Source organism: Variovorax sp. ISS6 (assembly GCF_056523145.1).
The window spans coordinates 3,137,925-3,153,921 of record NZ_JAWRZC010000001.1 but is presented as its reverse complement, the minus strand read 5'-3'; the positions used below and the strand labels follow the sequence as shown (position 1 = coordinate 3,153,921).

The window sequence follows — 15,997 nt, the reverse complement described above, 5'->3', positions numbered from 1 at the left end:
ACTGGTCCGGATGCAATCGCCCCGCCGCCACCTCTGGCGCGCCATCCTGCTGTTCTCGCTGGCCTGGCTCGGTGTCGCGGCATCCGCGCAGACCACCGACGACGGCACGCTGCGCGTCGGCTCGAAGCGCTTCACCGAGTCCTACATCCTGGCCGAGCTGCTCGCGCAGACCGCCGCGCCGCACCTCGCGAACAAGCCGGTGGTGCGCCAGGGCCTGGGCAACACGGCGATCGTCTACGAGGCGCTGCGTTCGGGCGCGATCGACCTCTATGCCGAATACACCGGCACCATCGCGCTGGAAATCCTGAAGGGCTCGCCCGCGGCCACGCGCGCGCAGATGAACGAGGCGCTCGCGCCGCTGGGCCTGGGCGTGGCGATACCGCTGGGCTTCAACGACGGCTATGCGCTCGCGGTGCGCGCGGCCGATGCCGACCGGCTCGGGCTGCGCAGCCTCGGCGACCTCGCCAAGCATCCCGAGCTGAAGCTCGGCCTGTCGAACGAATTCATCGGCCGCGCCGACGGCTGGAAGGGCCTGGCCGCGCGCTACGGCTTCACGCAGACGCCCACCGGTCTCGACCACGGCCTGGCCTACGACGCGATCGGCGCGAAGCAGGTCGACGTGATCGACATCTACACCACCGACGCCAAGATCGACCACCTGGGCCTGCGCGTGCTCGAGGACGACCGCCAGTACTTCCCGCGGTACGACGCGGTGGTGCTCTACAAGCTCGACCTGCCGCAGCGCCTGCCGAAGGCCTGGGCCGCGCTGCAGAAGCTCGAGGGCCGCGTCGACGAGCACGCGATGATCGCGATGAACGCGCGCGCCGAACTGCAGAGCGTGCCCTTCGACACCATCGCGCGCGACTTCCTCGCGAGCGCCGGCAAGGACGGCGCGGCGCCGCAGGACACGCGGCGCGGCTTCGCGGCCAAGCTCTTCGGCCCCGACCTCTGGCAGCTCGCGCGCCAGCACCTGCTGCTGGTGGCGCTGTCGGTGGGCGTGGCCATCCTGGTCGGCGTGCCGATCGCGATCCTGGTGTTTCCGCACCTGCGGCTGCGCGCGCTGGTGCTGGGCGTCGCGAGCCTGATGCAGACCGTGCCCTCGCTGGCGCTGCTCGCGGTGCTGATCTCGATGCTCGGCGCCATCGGCACCCTGCCCGCGCTGATCGCGCTCACGCTCTATTCGCTGCTGCCGATCATGCGCAACACCGTGACCGGCCTGGCCGAGGTGCCCAACGGCCTGCGGCTGGCCGGCACCGCGCTCGGCATGACCTCGAAGCAGAGCCTGCGGCTGGTGCTGCTGCCGCTGGCGCTGCCCACGCTGCTCGCGGGCGTGCGCACCGCCACCGCGATCGCCATCGGCACCGCGACCATCGCGGCCTTCATCGGCGCGGGCGGCTTCGGCGAACGCATCGTGACCGGGCTGGCGCTCAACGACCGCGAGCTGCTCGTGGCGGGCGCGCTGCCGGCGGCGGCGCTGGCGCTGCTGAGCGAGGGCGTGTTCGAGCTGGTGGAGTTCTGGCTGCGCCGGCGCCGCCGCGCGCCGCCGGCATCGACAGTGCCTTGAGGCCCTCGCGCAGCAGCCGCGCGCCCACGCCCAGCGGCTTGTCGGCGCGGTGGCAGAAGTAGGCGCGGTGGCCGGTCTCGCCGTCCACGCCGAGCCGGCCCACCGGCAACTGCACCAGCGTGCCCGCGGCGATGTCGGCCGCCACCAGCCATGACGGCATCTTTCCCCAGCCGAGTCCGGCGCGCAGCAGCGCGAGCTTGATCTGCATGTCGCCCGCGCGCCAGGTGGTGGGCGAGAGCACGTCGAAGTCCTGACCCGCGCTGAGCGCGCTCGCGTCCTCCACCACGATCTGCAGGTGCCGCGCGGCCGCGTCGTCGAGCGAGCCGCGGGCCTTCTTCTTCGCGAGCATCGCCAGCGGATGCGCGGCGGCCGCCACCGCCACCATCGACAGCGGCAGCAGGAACTCGCGCGCGATGCGCTCGTCGAGCTGCGAGAAGGCCGAGATCGCGATGTCGCAGCGGCCGCTGTGCAGCGCCTCGACCGGCGCGCCCATCGAGCCGTACTCGATGCGCATCGCGATGCCCGGATGCACCGCGTACACGCCGCGGATGGCGGCCGCCACGAGGTCGATCGGGAACAGCGTGTCGACCGCGATCGACAGGCCCAGCTCGATGCCCTGCTCGATCCCCTGCGCGCGGGCGCGCAAGGCATCGACCTTCGCGAGGATCTGCCGCACGTCGCCCAGCAGCGCCTGGCCCGCGGGCGTGAGCACGGGCTTGTGGCCCGAGCGATCGAACAGCCGCACCTGCAGCTGCTCCTCGAGGTTGGCGACGGCCTGGCTCACGGCCGACTGCACGCGGTGCAGCCGGTCCGCGCCCGCGCGGAAGCTGCCGGCCTCGGCCACCACCGCGAACATCTGCATCTGGGACAGCGTGAGCGCATCCAGCATGGGCTTCTCCTTCTTCGGGCAATGCGAATCGATCGGTTCGATCGATGAAGTCGACCGATATTATTTGCTTTCATCGATCGGGCTCGAAGGCCAGACTGGCGCTCATGCACTCCACGTCCGCGCCGCTGCCCTCCTCCGCCGCCACCACCGCCTGGACCGGCGTCGCCCTGGTCGTCGCCGCGGGCGTGATCGCCGCGCTGCAGGTCGGCAAGGTCGCGATCGCGGTGCCGCAATTGCGCGAGGACTTCGGGCTCGGCCTGTCGGCGATCGGCTGGCTGATGGCGGTGTTCTCGCTGCTCGGCGTGCTCGGCGCGATTCCGGTCGGCGTCTGGATCGCGCGCGCGGGCGACCGTCGGCTGCTCGCGGCCGGCCTGCTGGCGCTGGCCGTCGGCAGCACCATCGGCGCCCTGGCCGGCGGCCTGGCCGCGCTGCTGTTCGCGCGCGTGGTCGAGGGCCTGGGCTTCCTGCTGATCGTGATCGCCGGGCCCGCGCTGCTGCAGCGCATCGTCGCGCCCGCGGCCAAGGATCTGGCCTTCGCGATCTGGAGCTGCTTCATGCCGGTCGGCATCGCGATCGCGTTCTTCGTCGGCTCGGTGCTCGAGGGCTGGCGCGGCTTCTGGCTCGCGAACGGCCTGCTCGCGCTGGTGCTGCTGGCGCTGGTGCTGGCGGCCGTGCCGCGCCCGGAGCGCGACGCGCGCCGGCTGTCGTGGCGCGACATCGCCGGCGACACCATCCGCACGCTCGCGGCGCCCGCGCCGCTGCGGCTCGCGCTGTCCTTCGCGATCTACAGCCTGCAGTTCTTCGCGCTGTTCAACTTCCTGCCGGTGCTGCTGATCGAGCGCATGGGCGCGAGCGTGGCCACGGCCGGGGTGTTGAGCGCGCTGGCCTGCCTCGCGAACGTGGCCGGCAACCTCGCGGCCGGCCTGTTGCTGGCGCGCGGCACGCCGCGCTGGCGGCTGGTGGCGGTCGCGACCGCCACCATGGGCATCGCCGCGCTCGGCATCTTCCTGCCGCTCCTGGCGGCGCCGCCGACCTTCTTGCTGTGCCTGCTGTTCTCGGGTGCCGGCGGGCTGCTGCCCGCGACCCTGCTGGCCTCGGCAGAACGGGCCGCGCCGCAGCCTCGGCTCGCACCGCTCACGGTCGGCCTGCTGATGACCGGCAACAACGTCGGCCAGATGATCGGCCCGGTGCTGGTCGGCGGCGCGGTCGAGGCGCTGGGCTGGCCGGCCGCCGCCGCGATCGTGGCGCTCGCGAGCGTGGCGGGGCTGGGGGTGGCGATGGGGTTGCGACCGCTGCGCTGAAGGCGCGGCCGCGAACGCTGCCTCAGGCCAGCGTGTAGGCCGTCTTCACCGTGGTGAAGAACTCCTGCGCATAGCGCCCCTGTTCGCGCGGACCGTAGCTCGAACCCTTGCGCCCGCCGAAGGGCACGTGGTAGTCCACGCCCGCGGTCGGCAGGTTCACCATCACCATGCCGGCCTGGCTGTGGCGCTTGAAGTGCGTGGCGTACTTGAGCGACGTGGTCGCGATGCCGGCCGACAGGCCGAACTCGGTGTCGTTGGCCGTGGCCAGCGCCTCCTCGTAGTTCTTCACGCGGATCACGCTCGCGACCGGGCCGAAGATCTCTTCCTTGTTGATGCGCATGGCCGCGGCCGATTCGCTGAACAGCGCGGGCGACATGTAGTAGCCGTCGGTCTCGAGCTTCAGCCGTTCGCCGCCGGCGGCCAGCACCGCGCCCTCGGCCTTGCCGATGTCGACGTATTCCAGGTCCTGCTCGAGCTGCGACTTCGAGGACACCGGGCCCACGTCGGTGCCCTGCGCGAGCGCGTCGCCGACCTTGATCTTGGCCATGCGTTCCTTCATCGCCGCGATGAACTTCGGGTAGATGCCTTCGGTGACGATCAGCCGGCTCGAGGCCGTGCAGCGCTGGCCGGTCGAATAGAAGGCGCTCTGCGTGCTCAGCTCCACCGCCTGCGCGAGGTCGGCGTCGTCGAGCACCACCTGCGGGTTCTTGCCGCCCATCTCGAGCTGCACCTTCTTGCCGTTCTTCACGCACTGCACCGCGATGTTGCGGCCCACGCCCACCGAGCCGGTGAAGCTGATCGCATGGATGCCCGGGTGGTTGACCAGCGCATCGCCGATCACGCTGCCGCGGCCCATCACGAGGTTGAACACGCCGGCCGGAATGCCCGAGCGGCTGATGATCTCGGCCAGCGCCCAGGCGCAGCCCGGCACCAGGTCGGCGGGCTTGAGCACCACGCAGTTGCCGAACGCGAGCGCGGGCGCGATCTTCCAGGCGGGAATGGCGATCGGGAAGTTCCACGGCGTGATCAGGCCGACCACGCCCACGGGTTCGCGCGTGATCTCCACGCCGATGTTGGGCCGCACCGAGGGCAGCAGCTCGCCCGACAGGCGCAGGCACTCGCCCGCGAAGAACTTGAAGATCTGGCCCGCGCGCGTGGCCTCGCCGATGCCCTCGGCACGGGTCTTGCCTTCCTCGCGCGCGAGCAGCGTGCCGAGTTCCTCCTTGCGAGCGAGGATCTCGTTGCCGATCTTGTCGAGCGCGTCGGAGCGTGCCTGCACGCTGCCCGTGGCCCAGGCCGGGAAGGCCGCGGTGGCGGCGGCCACGGCCGCTTCGACATGGCTCGCGTCGCCCTGCGTGTAGTGGCCCAGCACGTCGCCGAGGTTGCTGGGGTTGACGTTGGGGCTGTAGCTCGCGCCGGCGCGCCATTCGCCGCCGATCAGGTTGTCGTGGTTCTGCATGGAATGCATCCTTGTTGCTGCGGAAAGAACGGAATGAGGAGGTGTGAAGCCGGCGCGCTCAGCGGACCATGCAGGGTCGCTTGTTGTCGAAGCGCCAGTTGGGGATCAGGTACTGCATCGCCTGCGCATCATCGCGCGCGCCCAGGCCATGCTTCAAGTAGAGCGCGTGAGCTTTTTTGACTTCGTCCATGTCGAGCTCCACGCCGAGGCCGCCGCGCGTGGGCACCTTCACGAAGCCGCCCTCGATGCGCAGCGGCTCCCTGGTCAAGCGCTGGCCGTCCTGCCAGATCCAGTGCGTGTCGATGGCCGTGACCTTGCCGGGCGCGGCCGCCGCCACGTGCGTGAACATGGCGAGCGAAACGTCGAAGTGGTTGTTCGAATGCGAGCCCCAGGTCAGGCCCCAGGCCTGGCACAGCTGGGCCACGCGCACCGAACCGGCCAGGGTCCAGAAGTGCGGGTCGGCCAGCGGGATGTCGACCGACTGCAGCGACAGGCTGTGGACCATCTCGCGCCAGTCGGTGGCGACCATGTTGGTGGCCGTGGGCAGGCCGGTGGCGCGGCGGAATTCGGCCATCACCTCGCGGCCCGAGAACACGCCCTCGGCGCCGCACGGGTCTTCCGCATAGGCCATCACGCCATGCAGGTCGCGGCACAGCCGCACCGCGTCGGCCAGCAGCCAGCCGCCGTTGGGATCGAGCGTGACGCGCGCCTGCGGAAAGCGCTCGTGCAGCGCGCGGATCGCCTCCACCTCCTCCTCGCCGCGCAGCACGCCGCCCTTGAGCTTGAAGTCGGTGAAGCCGTAGCGTGCATGCGCGGCCTCGGCCAGGCGCACGATGGCTTCGGGGGTCATGGCCTCCTCGTGGCGCAGGCGGAACCAGTCGTTGTCGGCGCCCGGGTCGCTGTCGTAGGGCAGGTCGGTCTTCGCGCGGTCGCCCACGTAGAACAGGTAGCCGAGCATCTGCACCGCGTCGCGCTGCTGGCCCTCGCCGAGCAGCGCCGCCACCGGCACCTCGAGGAACTGGCCCAGCAGGTCGAGCAGCGCGGCCTCGACGGCCGTGACCGCATGGATGGTCACGCGCAGATCGAAGGTCTGCAGGCCGCGCCCGCCGCTGTCGCGCGCGGCGAACTCGCGGCGCATGGCGTTGAGCACGGCGTTGTGGTTGCCGATGGGCTGGCCCACGACCAGGGCACGCGCGTCCTCGAGCGTCTGGCGGATCTTCTCGCCGCCTGGCACCTCGCCCACGCCGGTGCGCCCGGCGCTGTCGGTGAGGATCAGCAGGTTGCGCGTGAAGAAGGGACCGTGCGCGCCGCTGAGGTTCATCAGCATGCTGTCGCGGCCCGCGACCGGGATCACCTGCATCTCGGTGACGACGGGGGTGGAGGAACGGGAGTCCGGGAGCGTCATGGCTTTGGCGTCGGTTCTGAAGGCTGCGGGCCCGCGGGGCCCTTGTCGATCGGCGTGATCAATCGGCGGTGATGTGGCGGGTTTCGATCAGGGTCTTCCAGCGCGTCCATTCGCGCGCCTGGAAAGCGGTGAATTCCTCGGGCGTGCTCGCGACGATCTCGAGGCCCTGCTCGAGCATGCGCTTCCTGGTCTCGGGATCCTGCATCGCGGCCACCACGGCATCGGCCAGCTTCTTCTTCGTGGCCGGCGGCAGTCCGCGCGGCGCGGCCACGCCCTGCCACGAATAGACCTCGGCGCCCTTCACGCCGGCCTCGGCCAGCGTGGGCACCTCGGGCAGCACGGGCGAGCGCTTGTCGCCGGTGACGGCAATGGCGCGCAGCTTGCCGGCGCGGATGTGCGGCAGCACGGCATTGACGTTCTGGAACGAGAAGTCGACCTGGTTGCCGAGCAGGTCGTTGACCGCCGGCGCGCCGCCCTTGTAGGGCACGTGCACGCCCTCGGTCTTCGTCTGCTGCCAGAACAGCTCGGCCGACAGGTGATCGGACGATCCGTTGCCCGAGCTCGCGAACGAGACCTTGCCCGGCGTCTTGCGCAGCAGCGCGAGCACCTCGTCGACGGTCTTCTCGGGCCGCGCGACATTGGCCACCAGCACGTTGGGCGCCTGCACCGGCACGCTGATGTAGTCGAAGTCCTTGGTCGCGTCGTAGGGCACGCTCTTCTGCAGGTGCGGCGTGACGACGAAGGCGCCGAGCGAGGACACCAGCAGGGTGTAGCCGTCGGGCGCCGCGCGCTTGACGAAGCCGGTGCCGATGGTGCCGGTGGCACCGGGCCGGTTGTCGACCACGAAGCTGCCGCCGAGCTTCGTCTGCAGCTGCAGCGCCAGCGCGCGCGCCACCATGTCGGTGGAGCCGCCCGCGGGGAACGGCACGATGACGGTCACGGGCTTCTGCAATGGCCAGTCGCCTTGTGCGAAGGTGGCCATCGGCAGCCAGGCCGCGGCGGCCAGGCCGGCCGCGAGCAATGCTCTGCGCTTCATGCGTGTCTGCCCCGGATCAGGAGGCGCGCACGGCCTGGCGCGCGAGCAGCTTCCAGTTGCCGCCCTGCTTCTGCCACACGCCGAGGATCTTCAGCGCCACCTTGCCGGGCTTGCCCGAGTCGTTGGTGTCGGCGGCCAGCGCATGGCGCACGATGGCGGTGCGGGCATCGACCACCTTCACGGTCTGCTCGGTGATGGTGATGGTCACGAAGTCGGACTTGCCGTCGAGCAGGTCGGCGATGAAGCTTTCCTTGGTGTCGACCTTGCCGCCCGAATGGCCGTAGCTGAGCTCGTCGGCCACCAGCGCCGACAGCGCGGGACGGGTCGGGTCGACCATCGCGATGCGCAGGCGCTCGGCGGCCGCGGCCACGTCGGCCGCATCGGAGGCGCTGCCGCCACCCGTGGGCATGACGTTGGCGCAACCCGAGAACAGCGCCGCGGCGGCGGCAACGAGGAACAGTTTCTTCAGCATGTCGTCATCTCCGGTGTTTTGTATTTGCTTCTCTTTCGACAGCGGCGCCGCTTACTGCGGACCCAGCTTCTCGATCAGCGCGGCGAGCTGCGCGACCTCGTCGGGCTTGAGGTCGGTCAGTGGCGCGCGCACCGGGCCGGCGTCATGGCCGACGATCCTGGCGCCGGCCTTGACGATGCTCACGGCGTAGCCCGGCACGCGGTTGCGCAGCTCGAGGTAGGGCATGAAGAAGTCCTTCAGCAGGCGGTGCTGGGTCGGCAGGTCGTCGTTGGCGACGGCGTTGTAGAAGTCCATCGCGGTCTTCGGGATGAAGTTGAAGACGGCCGACGAATACACCGGCGTGCCCATGGCCTTGTAGGCCGCGGCATAGACCTCGGCCGTGGGCAGGCCGCCCAGGTAGGCAAAGCGGTCGCCCATCTTCTGGTAGATGGCGACCATCGCCTCGATGTCGCCTACGCCGTCCTTGAAGCCCACCAGGTTCGGGTTGCGTTCGGCCAGGCGCGCCAGCGTGTCGGGCTTGAGGCGGCTGGTGGCGCGGTTGTAGACGATCACGCCGAACTTCACGCTCCTGCACACGGCCTCGACGTGCGCGGCGATGCCGTCCTGGCCGGCTTCGGTCAGGTAGTGCGGCAGCAGCAGGATGCCGTGCGCGCCGGCCTTCTCGGCCGCCTGCGCGCACTGGATCGCGAAGCGCGTGGGGCCGCCTGCGCCCGCGATGATCGGCACCTTGCCGCGGCAGGTGTCGACCGCGGTCTGGATGATGCCGGGGTACTCCTCGCCGGTCAGCGAGAAGAACTCGCCCGTGCCGCCGGCCGCGAACAGCGCGCTGGCGCCATAGGGCGCGAGCCATTCGAGGCGCTCGATGTAGCCCTTCTGGTCGAAGTCGCCGTTGGCATCGAAGTCGGTCAGCGGGAACGAGAGCAGGCCGGAGCCCATGATGTTTTTGAGTTCTTGCGGGTTCATCGAAGAAAACGTCCAGTGAAAGAAATGAAGAAAGGGTTGGAAGCGGCGAGCGCGTTCAGTCGAGCTTGATGCTGGCGTCGGCCACCACCTTGGCCCAGCGCGCGCGCTCCTTGTCGAAGAAGCGCTCCTCCTCGGCCGGGGTCATGGTCACCACCTCGGCGCCCTGCCCCGCGAGCCGCGAGCGGATGTCGGCCGTGCGGATGACGGCAATCAGTTCCTTGTTGAGGCGCTGCACGATGGCCTCGGGCGTGCCGCGCGCGACGCGCACGCCCTGCCAGGTGCCCGATTCGTAGCCGGGCACGCCCTGCTCGGCGATGGTCGGCACGTCGCCGATCAGCGGCATGCGCGTGGCCTTGGACACGCCCAGCACCTTGAGGCGGCCGCCCTGCACCTGCGGCAGGGTGGCGAGCATGCCGTTCATCAGCACCTGGGTCTGGCCCGAGACGGTGTCCTGCACCGCCTGCACGCCGCCCTTGTAGGGCACGTAGGTCCACTTGGCACCGCTCGCGCGCTCGAGCGCCACGCCGGCCAGGTGCGGTGCGCTGCCGGTGGCGGTCACGGCGAAATTCAGTTCAGAGGTCTTCGAGAGCGCGACCAGTTCCTTGAGGTTGTTGGCCTTCACCGACGGATGCACCACCAGCAGGTGCGGCGAATAGGCCAGCATGGTCACGCCGCGCAGGTCCTTCGACGGATCGAAGGACAGCCTGGTGTAGACCGAGGGACTGATCGCCAGCGCGCCCACGTCGCACAGCAGCAGCGTGTAGCCGTCGGGCGCGGACTTGGCGACGAAGTCGGCGCCCAGATTGCCGTTGGCGCCGGGCTTGTTCTCGACGATCACCGGCTGCTTCAGCGCTTCCGACAAGGGCTGGCTGATGGCGCGCGCGATGATGTCCGACGAACCGCCGGGCGGGTACGGCACCACGATGCGCAGCGGCTTCGCGGGCCAGCCGGCGGTGCCGGCCTGGGCCAGGGCGAACCCCGGCAGGCTTGCGGCCAACGTCGTGGCCAGTGCGGCGCTGAGCGCGCCGCGGCGTTTGATGGTCATCCTCTGCCTCCAGTTGTCTCGATGGTCGATGCCTCGCTCGTTGGTCTTGCGAGTTATCAGTCATCGTACAACTAGAAAAACAAGTTGTCCAGTATCACGAACGCCAAAAGGCGTTCGCGGGGCTAGTTATCGGAGGACTTGGCCGCTTCGGCCTTCTTCTGCGCCGCTTCCTGCGCCATGCGCAGCCGTTCGCGGCTGTTGGTCAGGTGGATGCGCATCGCGGCGCGGGCCGACTCGGGGTCGCGCCGCGCGATCGCCGCATAGATCTCTTCATGCTCGCGGTTGACGCGGCTGAGGTAGGCCCCGCCCTCCTGGTGGCGGATCGCGCTGATGCGGGTGCGCGGGATGATCGTCGTGCCCAGGTGCCGCATGATGTCGGCGAAATAGGGGTTGCCGGTCGACTGGGCGATCTGCAGGTGGAAGCGGAAGTCGGGCGCCACGGTATCGCCCGAGACCGTCACGTTGTGCTCGAAATCGTCGAGCGCCTGGCGCATCGCGACCAGCTGCTCCTCGGTGCGGCGGCTCGCGGCCAGTCCGGCGGATTCGGTCTCGAGGCTGATGCGAAGCTCGAGCACGGCCAGCACGTCGACCGAGGTCGCGATCTCGCCCGGCTCGAGCCGGAACACCCCGCCGGGACGCGGCTGCAGCACGAAGGTGCCGACGCCGTGCAGGGTCTCCACCAGCCCGCCGGCCTGCAGCTTCGACAGCGCCTCGCGCACCACGGTGCGGCTCACGCCATAGGCCTGCATGATGGCCGACTCCGTCGGCAGCTTGTCGCCCGGCCGCAGCGCCTGGCTGCGGATCTTCTCGCCCAGGTCTTCCACCAGGCCGTGCGCCAGTCCGCGCGCGCGTTGGCGCGGCCGCCCCACGAAGGCGCTGCCGCCCTTCGCGGCGGAGGCGCCGGTTTCCGGCGCATCGGAAACCAAGGGATTACCCGCAGTCGTCTGGTCCATGCCCACGATCATAATCTCCCGTCAGTTGTACGACAACAGATAACCTATCACTCAAAAACTGTCCAAGCGCCTTTTTCGCACCGCCGCGGGTGGTGTTCCGGAAGCGGCTTTCGCATGAAGTATTCGCTCGATTTCTCTCCGCTGGCATCGTACTGGCCCGTGTTCGTCAACGGGGCATGGCTGACCCTGAAGATGACCGCGCTGGCCGTGCTGATCGGCGTGTGCGTGGGCACGCTGGTGGCTTTCGCCAAGCGCAGCCGCATCCGGCCGCTGTCGCGCGCCTGCTCGATCTACATCGAGGTGGTGCGCAACACGCCGTTCCTGGTCCAGATCTTCCTTTTGTATTTCGGCCTCGCGAGCTTCGGCCTGCGCATGCCGACCTTCGCGGCCGCGGTGCTGGCGATGGTGATCAACATCGCGGCCTACGCGGCCGAGATCATCCGCGCCGGCCTCGAGTCGGTGCCGCGCGGCCAGATCGAGGCCGCCGAATGCCTGGGCCTGTCGAAATGGCGCATCGGCTGGCACGTGATGCTGCAGCCCTCGATCGAGAAGGTCTACCCCGCCCTCACGAGCCAGTTCCTGCTGATGATGCAGGCCTCGGCGATGGCCTCGCAGATCTCGGCCGAGGAACTCACGGCGATCGCCAACACCGTGCAGTCCGACACCTTCCGCTCGCTCGAGACCTACATCGTGGTCGCGGCGCTCTACCTGGTGCTGTCGCTTCTCATCAAGCTCGTGACCTGGGCGCTCGGCGAGTACATGTTCCGCCGTCGCCGCGTGGTGCGCCGCGCGGCCGCGCAGGCCGGCAAGGCGCAGCCGGCCGCAGCGGCCGCCGTTGCGATCCATGGGGGTGCAGCGTGAGCATCGGCCACTTCACCTTCACGCATTTGATGTACCTGGTGCAGTCCATCGGCTGGACCCTGGTGCTGTCGGCCATCGCCTTCGCGCTCGGCGCCATCGGCGGCTTCGGCCTGATGCTCGCGCGCATCTCGCCGCGGCCCTGGCTGCGCTGGTTCGCGCTGGTCTACATCGAGTGCATCCAGGGCATCCCGCTGCTGATCCTCTTGTTCATCGTCTACTTCGGCCTCTCGGTCTACGGCCTCGCGCTGCCCTCGCTGATCGCGGCCGGCATCGCGATGATGATCTACGTCAGCGCCTACCTCGGCGACATCTGGCGCGGCTGCGTCGAGGCCATGCCCAAGCCACAGTGGGAAGCCTCCGAATGCCTGGCCTTCACGCGCTGGCAGACCTTGCGCCTGGTGATCATCCCGCAGGCGGTGCGCCTGTCGCTGCCGCCCACGGTCGGCTTCCTGGTGCAGATCATCAAGATGACCTCGCTGGCCTCGGTGATCGGCTTCGTCGAGCTCACGCGCGCCGGCCAGATCATCAACAACACCATCTTCCAGCCCTTCCTGGTCTTCCTCCTGGTCGGCGCTTTCTATTTCGCCCTGTGTTATCCGCTGTCGCGCTGGAGCGAAGCGATGGAGAAGAAGCTCAATGTCGCCAATCGTTGAATCCCTGCGCACCCCCTACATGGACGCCAGCGTCGGCACGGCCGGCGGCGGTGCCGCGCAGGTCCCGGGCGCCGCGCCCATCGTGCGCCTGGACCAGGTCTACAAGAGCTTCGGCGCGAACCAGGTGCTCAAGGGCGTCTCGTTCGAGGTCGCCAAGGGCGAGATGATCGCCATCATCGGCGCCAGCGGCTCGGGCAAGAGCACGGCGCTGCGCTGCATCGACCGGCTCGAGGTGATCGACCGCGGCAGCATCGAGGTCTGCGGCATCCGCGTCGACGATCCCGCGGTCGACCTCAAGCGCCTGCGGCTCGAGGTCGGCATCGTGTTCCAGAGCTACAACCTGTTCCCCCATCTCACGGTGCAGGAGAACATCATGCTGGCGCTGCGCCACGTGAAGAAGCTCTCGCGCGGCGAGGCCGCCGAGGTCGCGATCCGCGTGCTCGACCAGGTGGGCCTCAAGCAGAAGGCCGACGCCTATCCCGAGCAGCTCTCGGGCGGCCAGCAGCAGCGCGTGGCCATCGCGCGCTCGCTCGCGATGTCGCCCAAGGTCATGCTGTTCGACGAGGTGACCTCGGCGCTCGATCCCCAGCTCACCGGCGAGGTGCTGCGCGTGATGGAGGACCTCGCGGCCGGCGGCATGACCATGCTGCTGGTGACGCACGAGATGGCCTTCGCCAAGCGCGTGGCCGACCGGATCATCTACATGCACCAGGGCACCGTGTGGGAGACCGGCCCGGGCGAGATGCTCGACGCGCCGCGCACGCCGGAGCTGCATGCCTTCCTGAACAACGGGCTGTAAACAGGCAGCCCGGGTCTTTCTCTTTACTCCCATACCAAACCACACCAGGAGATATTCATGAAACTCGGCAAAGCCTTCACCCGCAGCTGCATCGCGCTGGCCCTCGTGGCCGGCGTGGCACAGGCCGCCATGGCCGACCAGCTCGACGACATCAGGAAGGCCGGCAAGATCCGCGTCGCGATCGCCATGGGCACGCCGCTGTTCAGCTTCGCCGACGCCAACCTGCAGCCCACCGGCTCCGACGTCGACACTGCCGCGCAACTGGCCAAGGACCTGGGCGTGAAGCTCGAGATCGTCTCGGTCACCAACGCCGCGCGCGTGCCCACGCTGCAGGCGCAGCGCGCCGACATCGTGGTGGCCGACCTGTCGATCACGCCCGAGCGCGAGAAGGTGGTCGACTTCTCGACGCCCTACGCCGTCATCAGCATCATCGTGGGCGGCCCCAGGAGCATCAAGGTCACGGACTACGCCGACCTCAACGGCAAACGCATCGGCCTGACGCGCGCCACCGTCAACGACACGCTGACCACCCAGCAGGCCAAGGGCGCCGAGATCGTGCGCTACGAGGACGACGCCACGCTGATCACCTCGATGGTCACGGGCCAGATCGACCTGTTCTCGAGCACGCCCTCGAACCTCAGCGAAATGATCAAGCAGGCCCCGGCCAAGAACCTCGAACTGAAGTTCTCGCAGAAGGACTTCGACCTGGGTATCGCGCTCAACAAGGAGCAGCCCAAGCTCAAGGAGTGGATCAACAACTGGGTCGTGACGAACCAGAAGAACGGCAAGCTCAACGCGATCTACAAAAAGTACCACGGCCGCGACCTGCCCGAGCGCATCACCAAGCTGTAAGGACGAGCGACGGATGGAATCGAACAAGAAACTCAACCGGCTGCTGTTGACCGGCGCCGCTGGCGGCCTCGGCAAGGTGCTGCGCGAACGGCTCAAGCCCTATGCGGACGTGCTGCGCGTGTCCGACATCGCGGCGCTCGCGCCGGCCGCCGACGCGAGCGAGGAAGTGGTGCCCTGCGACCTCGCGGACAAGGCCGCGGTGCATGCGCTGGTCGAGGGCTGCGATGCCATCGTGCACCTGGGTGGCGTGTCGGTCGAGCGGCCGTTCGAGGAGATCCTCGAGGCCAACATCAAGGGCATCTTCAACGTCTACGAGGCCGCGCGCCGCCACGGCGTGAAGCGCGTGGTGTTCGCGAGCTCGAACCACGTGATCGGCTTCTACCGGCAGGACGAACGCATCGACGCCCATGCCGCGCGCCGGCCCGACGGCTACTACGGCCTGTCGAAGTCCTTCGGCGAGGACATGGCGCAGTTCTACTTCGACCGCTGGGGCATCGAGACCGTGAGCATCCGCATCGGCTCCTCGTTCCCCGAGCCGGCGAACCGCCGCATGATGAGCACCTGGCTCAGCTACCGCGACCTCACCACGCTGATCGAGAAGTCGCTGTTCACGCCCGGCGTGAAGCACACGGTGGTCTACGGCATGTCGGCCAACCGCGACGTGTGGTGGGACAACAGCGCGGCCGCGCACCTGGGCTTCGTGCCGCAGGACGGCTCTGAGGTGTTCCGCGACAAGATCGAGCAGCAGCCGCCGGTGGCCCCCACCGATCCCAACGCGATCTACCAGGGCGGTGCCTTCACGGCGCAGGGCCCGTTCGGCGATTGAGCGGCACGCCCAGCATGCAGGCCGAACTCGTTCTTGACGCGCGCAACGGCACCGGCGAAAGCCCGGTCTGGCAGGCGGCCGAGCAGGCGCTCTACTGGGTCGACATCCCGGCGCGCGCGCTGCACCGCTGGCACGCCACCGAGGGCCATGCCAGCTGGACCGCGCCCGAGATGATCGCCTGCATCGCGCCGCGCGCCGACCGCCCCGGCACCTGGATCGCGGGCATGGAGAGCGGCCTGTTCTCGCTCGAACCGCGGGCCGACGGTACGCTGGCCGCCACGTCGGTCGCGCCGGTCGAGCACGCGGCTCCCGCGATGCGCTTCAACGACGGCCGCTGCGACCGCCAGGGCCGTTTCTGGGCCGGCACCATGCTGCTGGACATGGCCGCGGGCGCGCGCGTCGGCCGCCTCTACAGCCACGGCCGGGGCGACGCGAGCGCCGCCTTGCGCCTCGACGACCTGATCGTGCCCAACGGCCTGGCCTGGAGCCCCGACGGCCGCACGATGTACCTCTCCGATTCGCACCCGAGCGTGCAGGCCGTCTGGGCCTTCGACTACGACACCGCCAGCGGCACGCCGTCGAACCGCCGCCTGTTCATCGACATGAAGCCCCTGCCCGGCCGCCCCGACGGCGCCGCGATCGATGCCGAGGGCTGCTACTGGATCTGCGGCAACGACGCCGGCCTGGTCCACCGCTTCACGCCCGGGGGACGGCTCGACCGCTCGCTCGCGGTGCCGGTGAAGAAGCCCGCGATGTGCGCCTTCGGCGGCGCGGGCCTCGACACCCTGTTCGTCACCTCGATCCGGCCGGGCCACACCGACCTGTCGGACCAGCCGCTGGCCGGCGGGGTGTTCGCGCTGCGGCCGGGCGTCACTGGATTTCCCGAGCCGATGTACGGCACTTGATTGGGTACCTGAGT

At 69.3% G+C, this 15,997-nt stretch carries 15 protein-coding genes and 1 pseudogene; 8 read left to right on the top strand and 8 right to left on the bottom strand.

All coding sequences use genetic code 11. The features are described from left to right. The first annotated feature begins 10 nt into the window (after positions 1-10). Positions 11-1,564, top strand: a complete 1,554-nt coding sequence (locus AC1HIL_RS14335) for an ABC transporter permease/substrate-binding protein (protein ID WP_479672056.1) — start codon at positions 11-13, stop codon at positions 1,562-1,564. A 55-nt stretch (positions 1,565-1,619) separates the two neighbouring features. Here AC1HIL_RS14335 and AC1HIL_RS14330 read toward each other — a convergent pair. Next, a pseudogene (locus tag AC1HIL_RS14330) lies at positions 1,620-2,426 on the bottom strand (LysR family transcriptional regulator); the annotation flags it as partial. A gap of 131 nt (positions 2,427-2,557) precedes the next feature. Here AC1HIL_RS14330 and AC1HIL_RS14325 point away from each other — a divergent pair. Further along, positions 2,558-3,754, top strand: a complete 1,197-nt coding sequence (locus tag AC1HIL_RS14325) for an MFS transporter (protein ID WP_479672055.1) — start codon at positions 2,558-2,560, stop codon at positions 3,752-3,754. Between the two features lie 22 nt (positions 3,755-3,776). On the opposite strand, the gene AC1HIL_RS14320 is transcribed toward AC1HIL_RS14325, so the two are convergent. The 7 genes from AC1HIL_RS14320 to AC1HIL_RS14290 form a co-directional block, all read right to left on the bottom strand. After that, positions 3,777-5,213, bottom strand: coding sequence for an aldehyde dehydrogenase family protein (locus AC1HIL_RS14320; protein ID WP_479672054.1), 1,437 nt, complete (start codon positions 5,211-5,213; stop codon positions 3,777-3,779). Positions 5,214-5,271: 58 nt separating this feature from the next. After that, complete coding sequence (gudD, locus tag AC1HIL_RS14315) at positions 5,272-6,618, bottom strand: glucarate dehydratase (RefSeq protein WP_479672053.1); 1,347 nt, start codon at positions 6,616-6,618, stop codon at positions 5,272-5,274. 58 nt (positions 6,619-6,676) lie between these two features. Beyond that, positions 6,677-7,654 carry a Bug family tripartite tricarboxylate transporter substrate binding protein gene (locus AC1HIL_RS14310; RefSeq protein WP_057594495.1) on the bottom strand — a complete coding sequence of 326 codons (978 nt, stop codon included), beginning with the start codon at positions 7,652-7,654 and terminating at the stop codon, positions 6,677-6,679. Between the two features lie 16 nt (positions 7,655-7,670). After that, on the bottom strand, positions 7,671-8,126 hold the full coding sequence (locus AC1HIL_RS14305) for a nuclear transport factor 2 family protein (protein WP_057594496.1): 456 nt from the start codon (positions 8,124-8,126) through the stop codon (positions 7,671-7,673). A 51-nt stretch (positions 8,127-8,177) separates the two neighbouring features. Next, the gene (kdgD, locus tag AC1HIL_RS14300) at positions 8,178-9,089 is read right to left on the bottom strand and encodes a 5-dehydro-4-deoxyglucarate dehydratase (RefSeq protein ID WP_057594497.1); all 912 of its coding nucleotides are present in this window, start codon (positions 9,087-9,089) and stop codon (positions 8,178-8,180) included. 55 nt (positions 9,090-9,144) lie between these two features. After that, positions 9,145-10,134 (bottom strand): Bug family tripartite tricarboxylate transporter substrate binding protein, encoded by a 990-nt coding sequence (locus AC1HIL_RS14295; protein ID WP_057594498.1) that lies wholly within the window; start codon positions 10,132-10,134, stop codon positions 9,145-9,147. 122 nt (positions 10,135-10,256) lie between these two features. Further along, positions 10,257-11,087, bottom strand: coding sequence for a FadR/GntR family transcriptional regulator (locus AC1HIL_RS14290; RefSeq protein ID WP_057594531.1), 831 nt, complete (start codon positions 11,085-11,087; stop codon positions 10,257-10,259). 114 nt (positions 11,088-11,201) lie between these two features. Between AC1HIL_RS14290 and AC1HIL_RS14285 the strand changes: the two genes are divergently transcribed. The 6 genes from AC1HIL_RS14285 to AC1HIL_RS14260 are packed head-to-tail and all read left to right on the top strand — an operon-like array spanning position 11,202 to position 15,983. Next, a complete protein-coding gene (locus AC1HIL_RS14285) occupies positions 11,202-11,948 on the top strand; it encodes an amino acid ABC transporter permease (RefSeq protein ID WP_057594499.1) in 747 nt (248 codons plus the stop codon). A 29-nt stretch (positions 11,949-11,977) separates the two neighbouring features. After that, positions 11,978-12,601 carry an amino acid ABC transporter permease gene (locus tag AC1HIL_RS14280; RefSeq protein ID WP_479672496.1) on the top strand — a complete coding sequence of 208 codons (624 nt, stop codon included), beginning with the start codon at positions 11,978-11,980 and terminating at the stop codon, positions 12,599-12,601. Further along, positions 12,585-13,400 carry an amino acid ABC transporter ATP-binding protein gene (locus AC1HIL_RS14275; RefSeq protein WP_409976511.1) on the top strand — a complete coding sequence of 272 codons (816 nt, stop codon included), beginning with the start codon at positions 12,585-12,587 and terminating at the stop codon, positions 13,398-13,400. The genes AC1HIL_RS14280 and AC1HIL_RS14275 overlap by 17 nt, the downstream gene beginning before the upstream one ends. A 57-nt stretch (positions 13,401-13,457) precedes the next feature. Next, the gene (locus AC1HIL_RS14270; protein ID WP_413763993.1) at positions 13,458-14,252 is read left to right on the top strand and encodes a transporter substrate-binding domain-containing protein; all 795 of its coding nucleotides are present in this window, start codon (positions 13,458-13,460) and stop codon (positions 14,250-14,252) included. Positions 14,253-14,265: 13 nt separating this feature from the next. Next, a complete protein-coding gene (locus AC1HIL_RS14265) occupies positions 14,266-15,078 on the top strand; it encodes an NAD-dependent epimerase/dehydratase family protein (protein ID WP_479672052.1) in 813 nt (270 codons plus the stop codon). A gap of 14 nt (positions 15,079-15,092) precedes the next feature. After that, positions 15,093-15,983 (top strand): SMP-30/gluconolactonase/LRE family protein, encoded by an 891-nt coding sequence (locus tag AC1HIL_RS14260; protein ID WP_479672495.1) that lies wholly within the window; start codon positions 15,093-15,095, stop codon positions 15,981-15,983. The last annotated feature ends 14 nt before the right edge of the window (positions 15,984-15,997 follow it).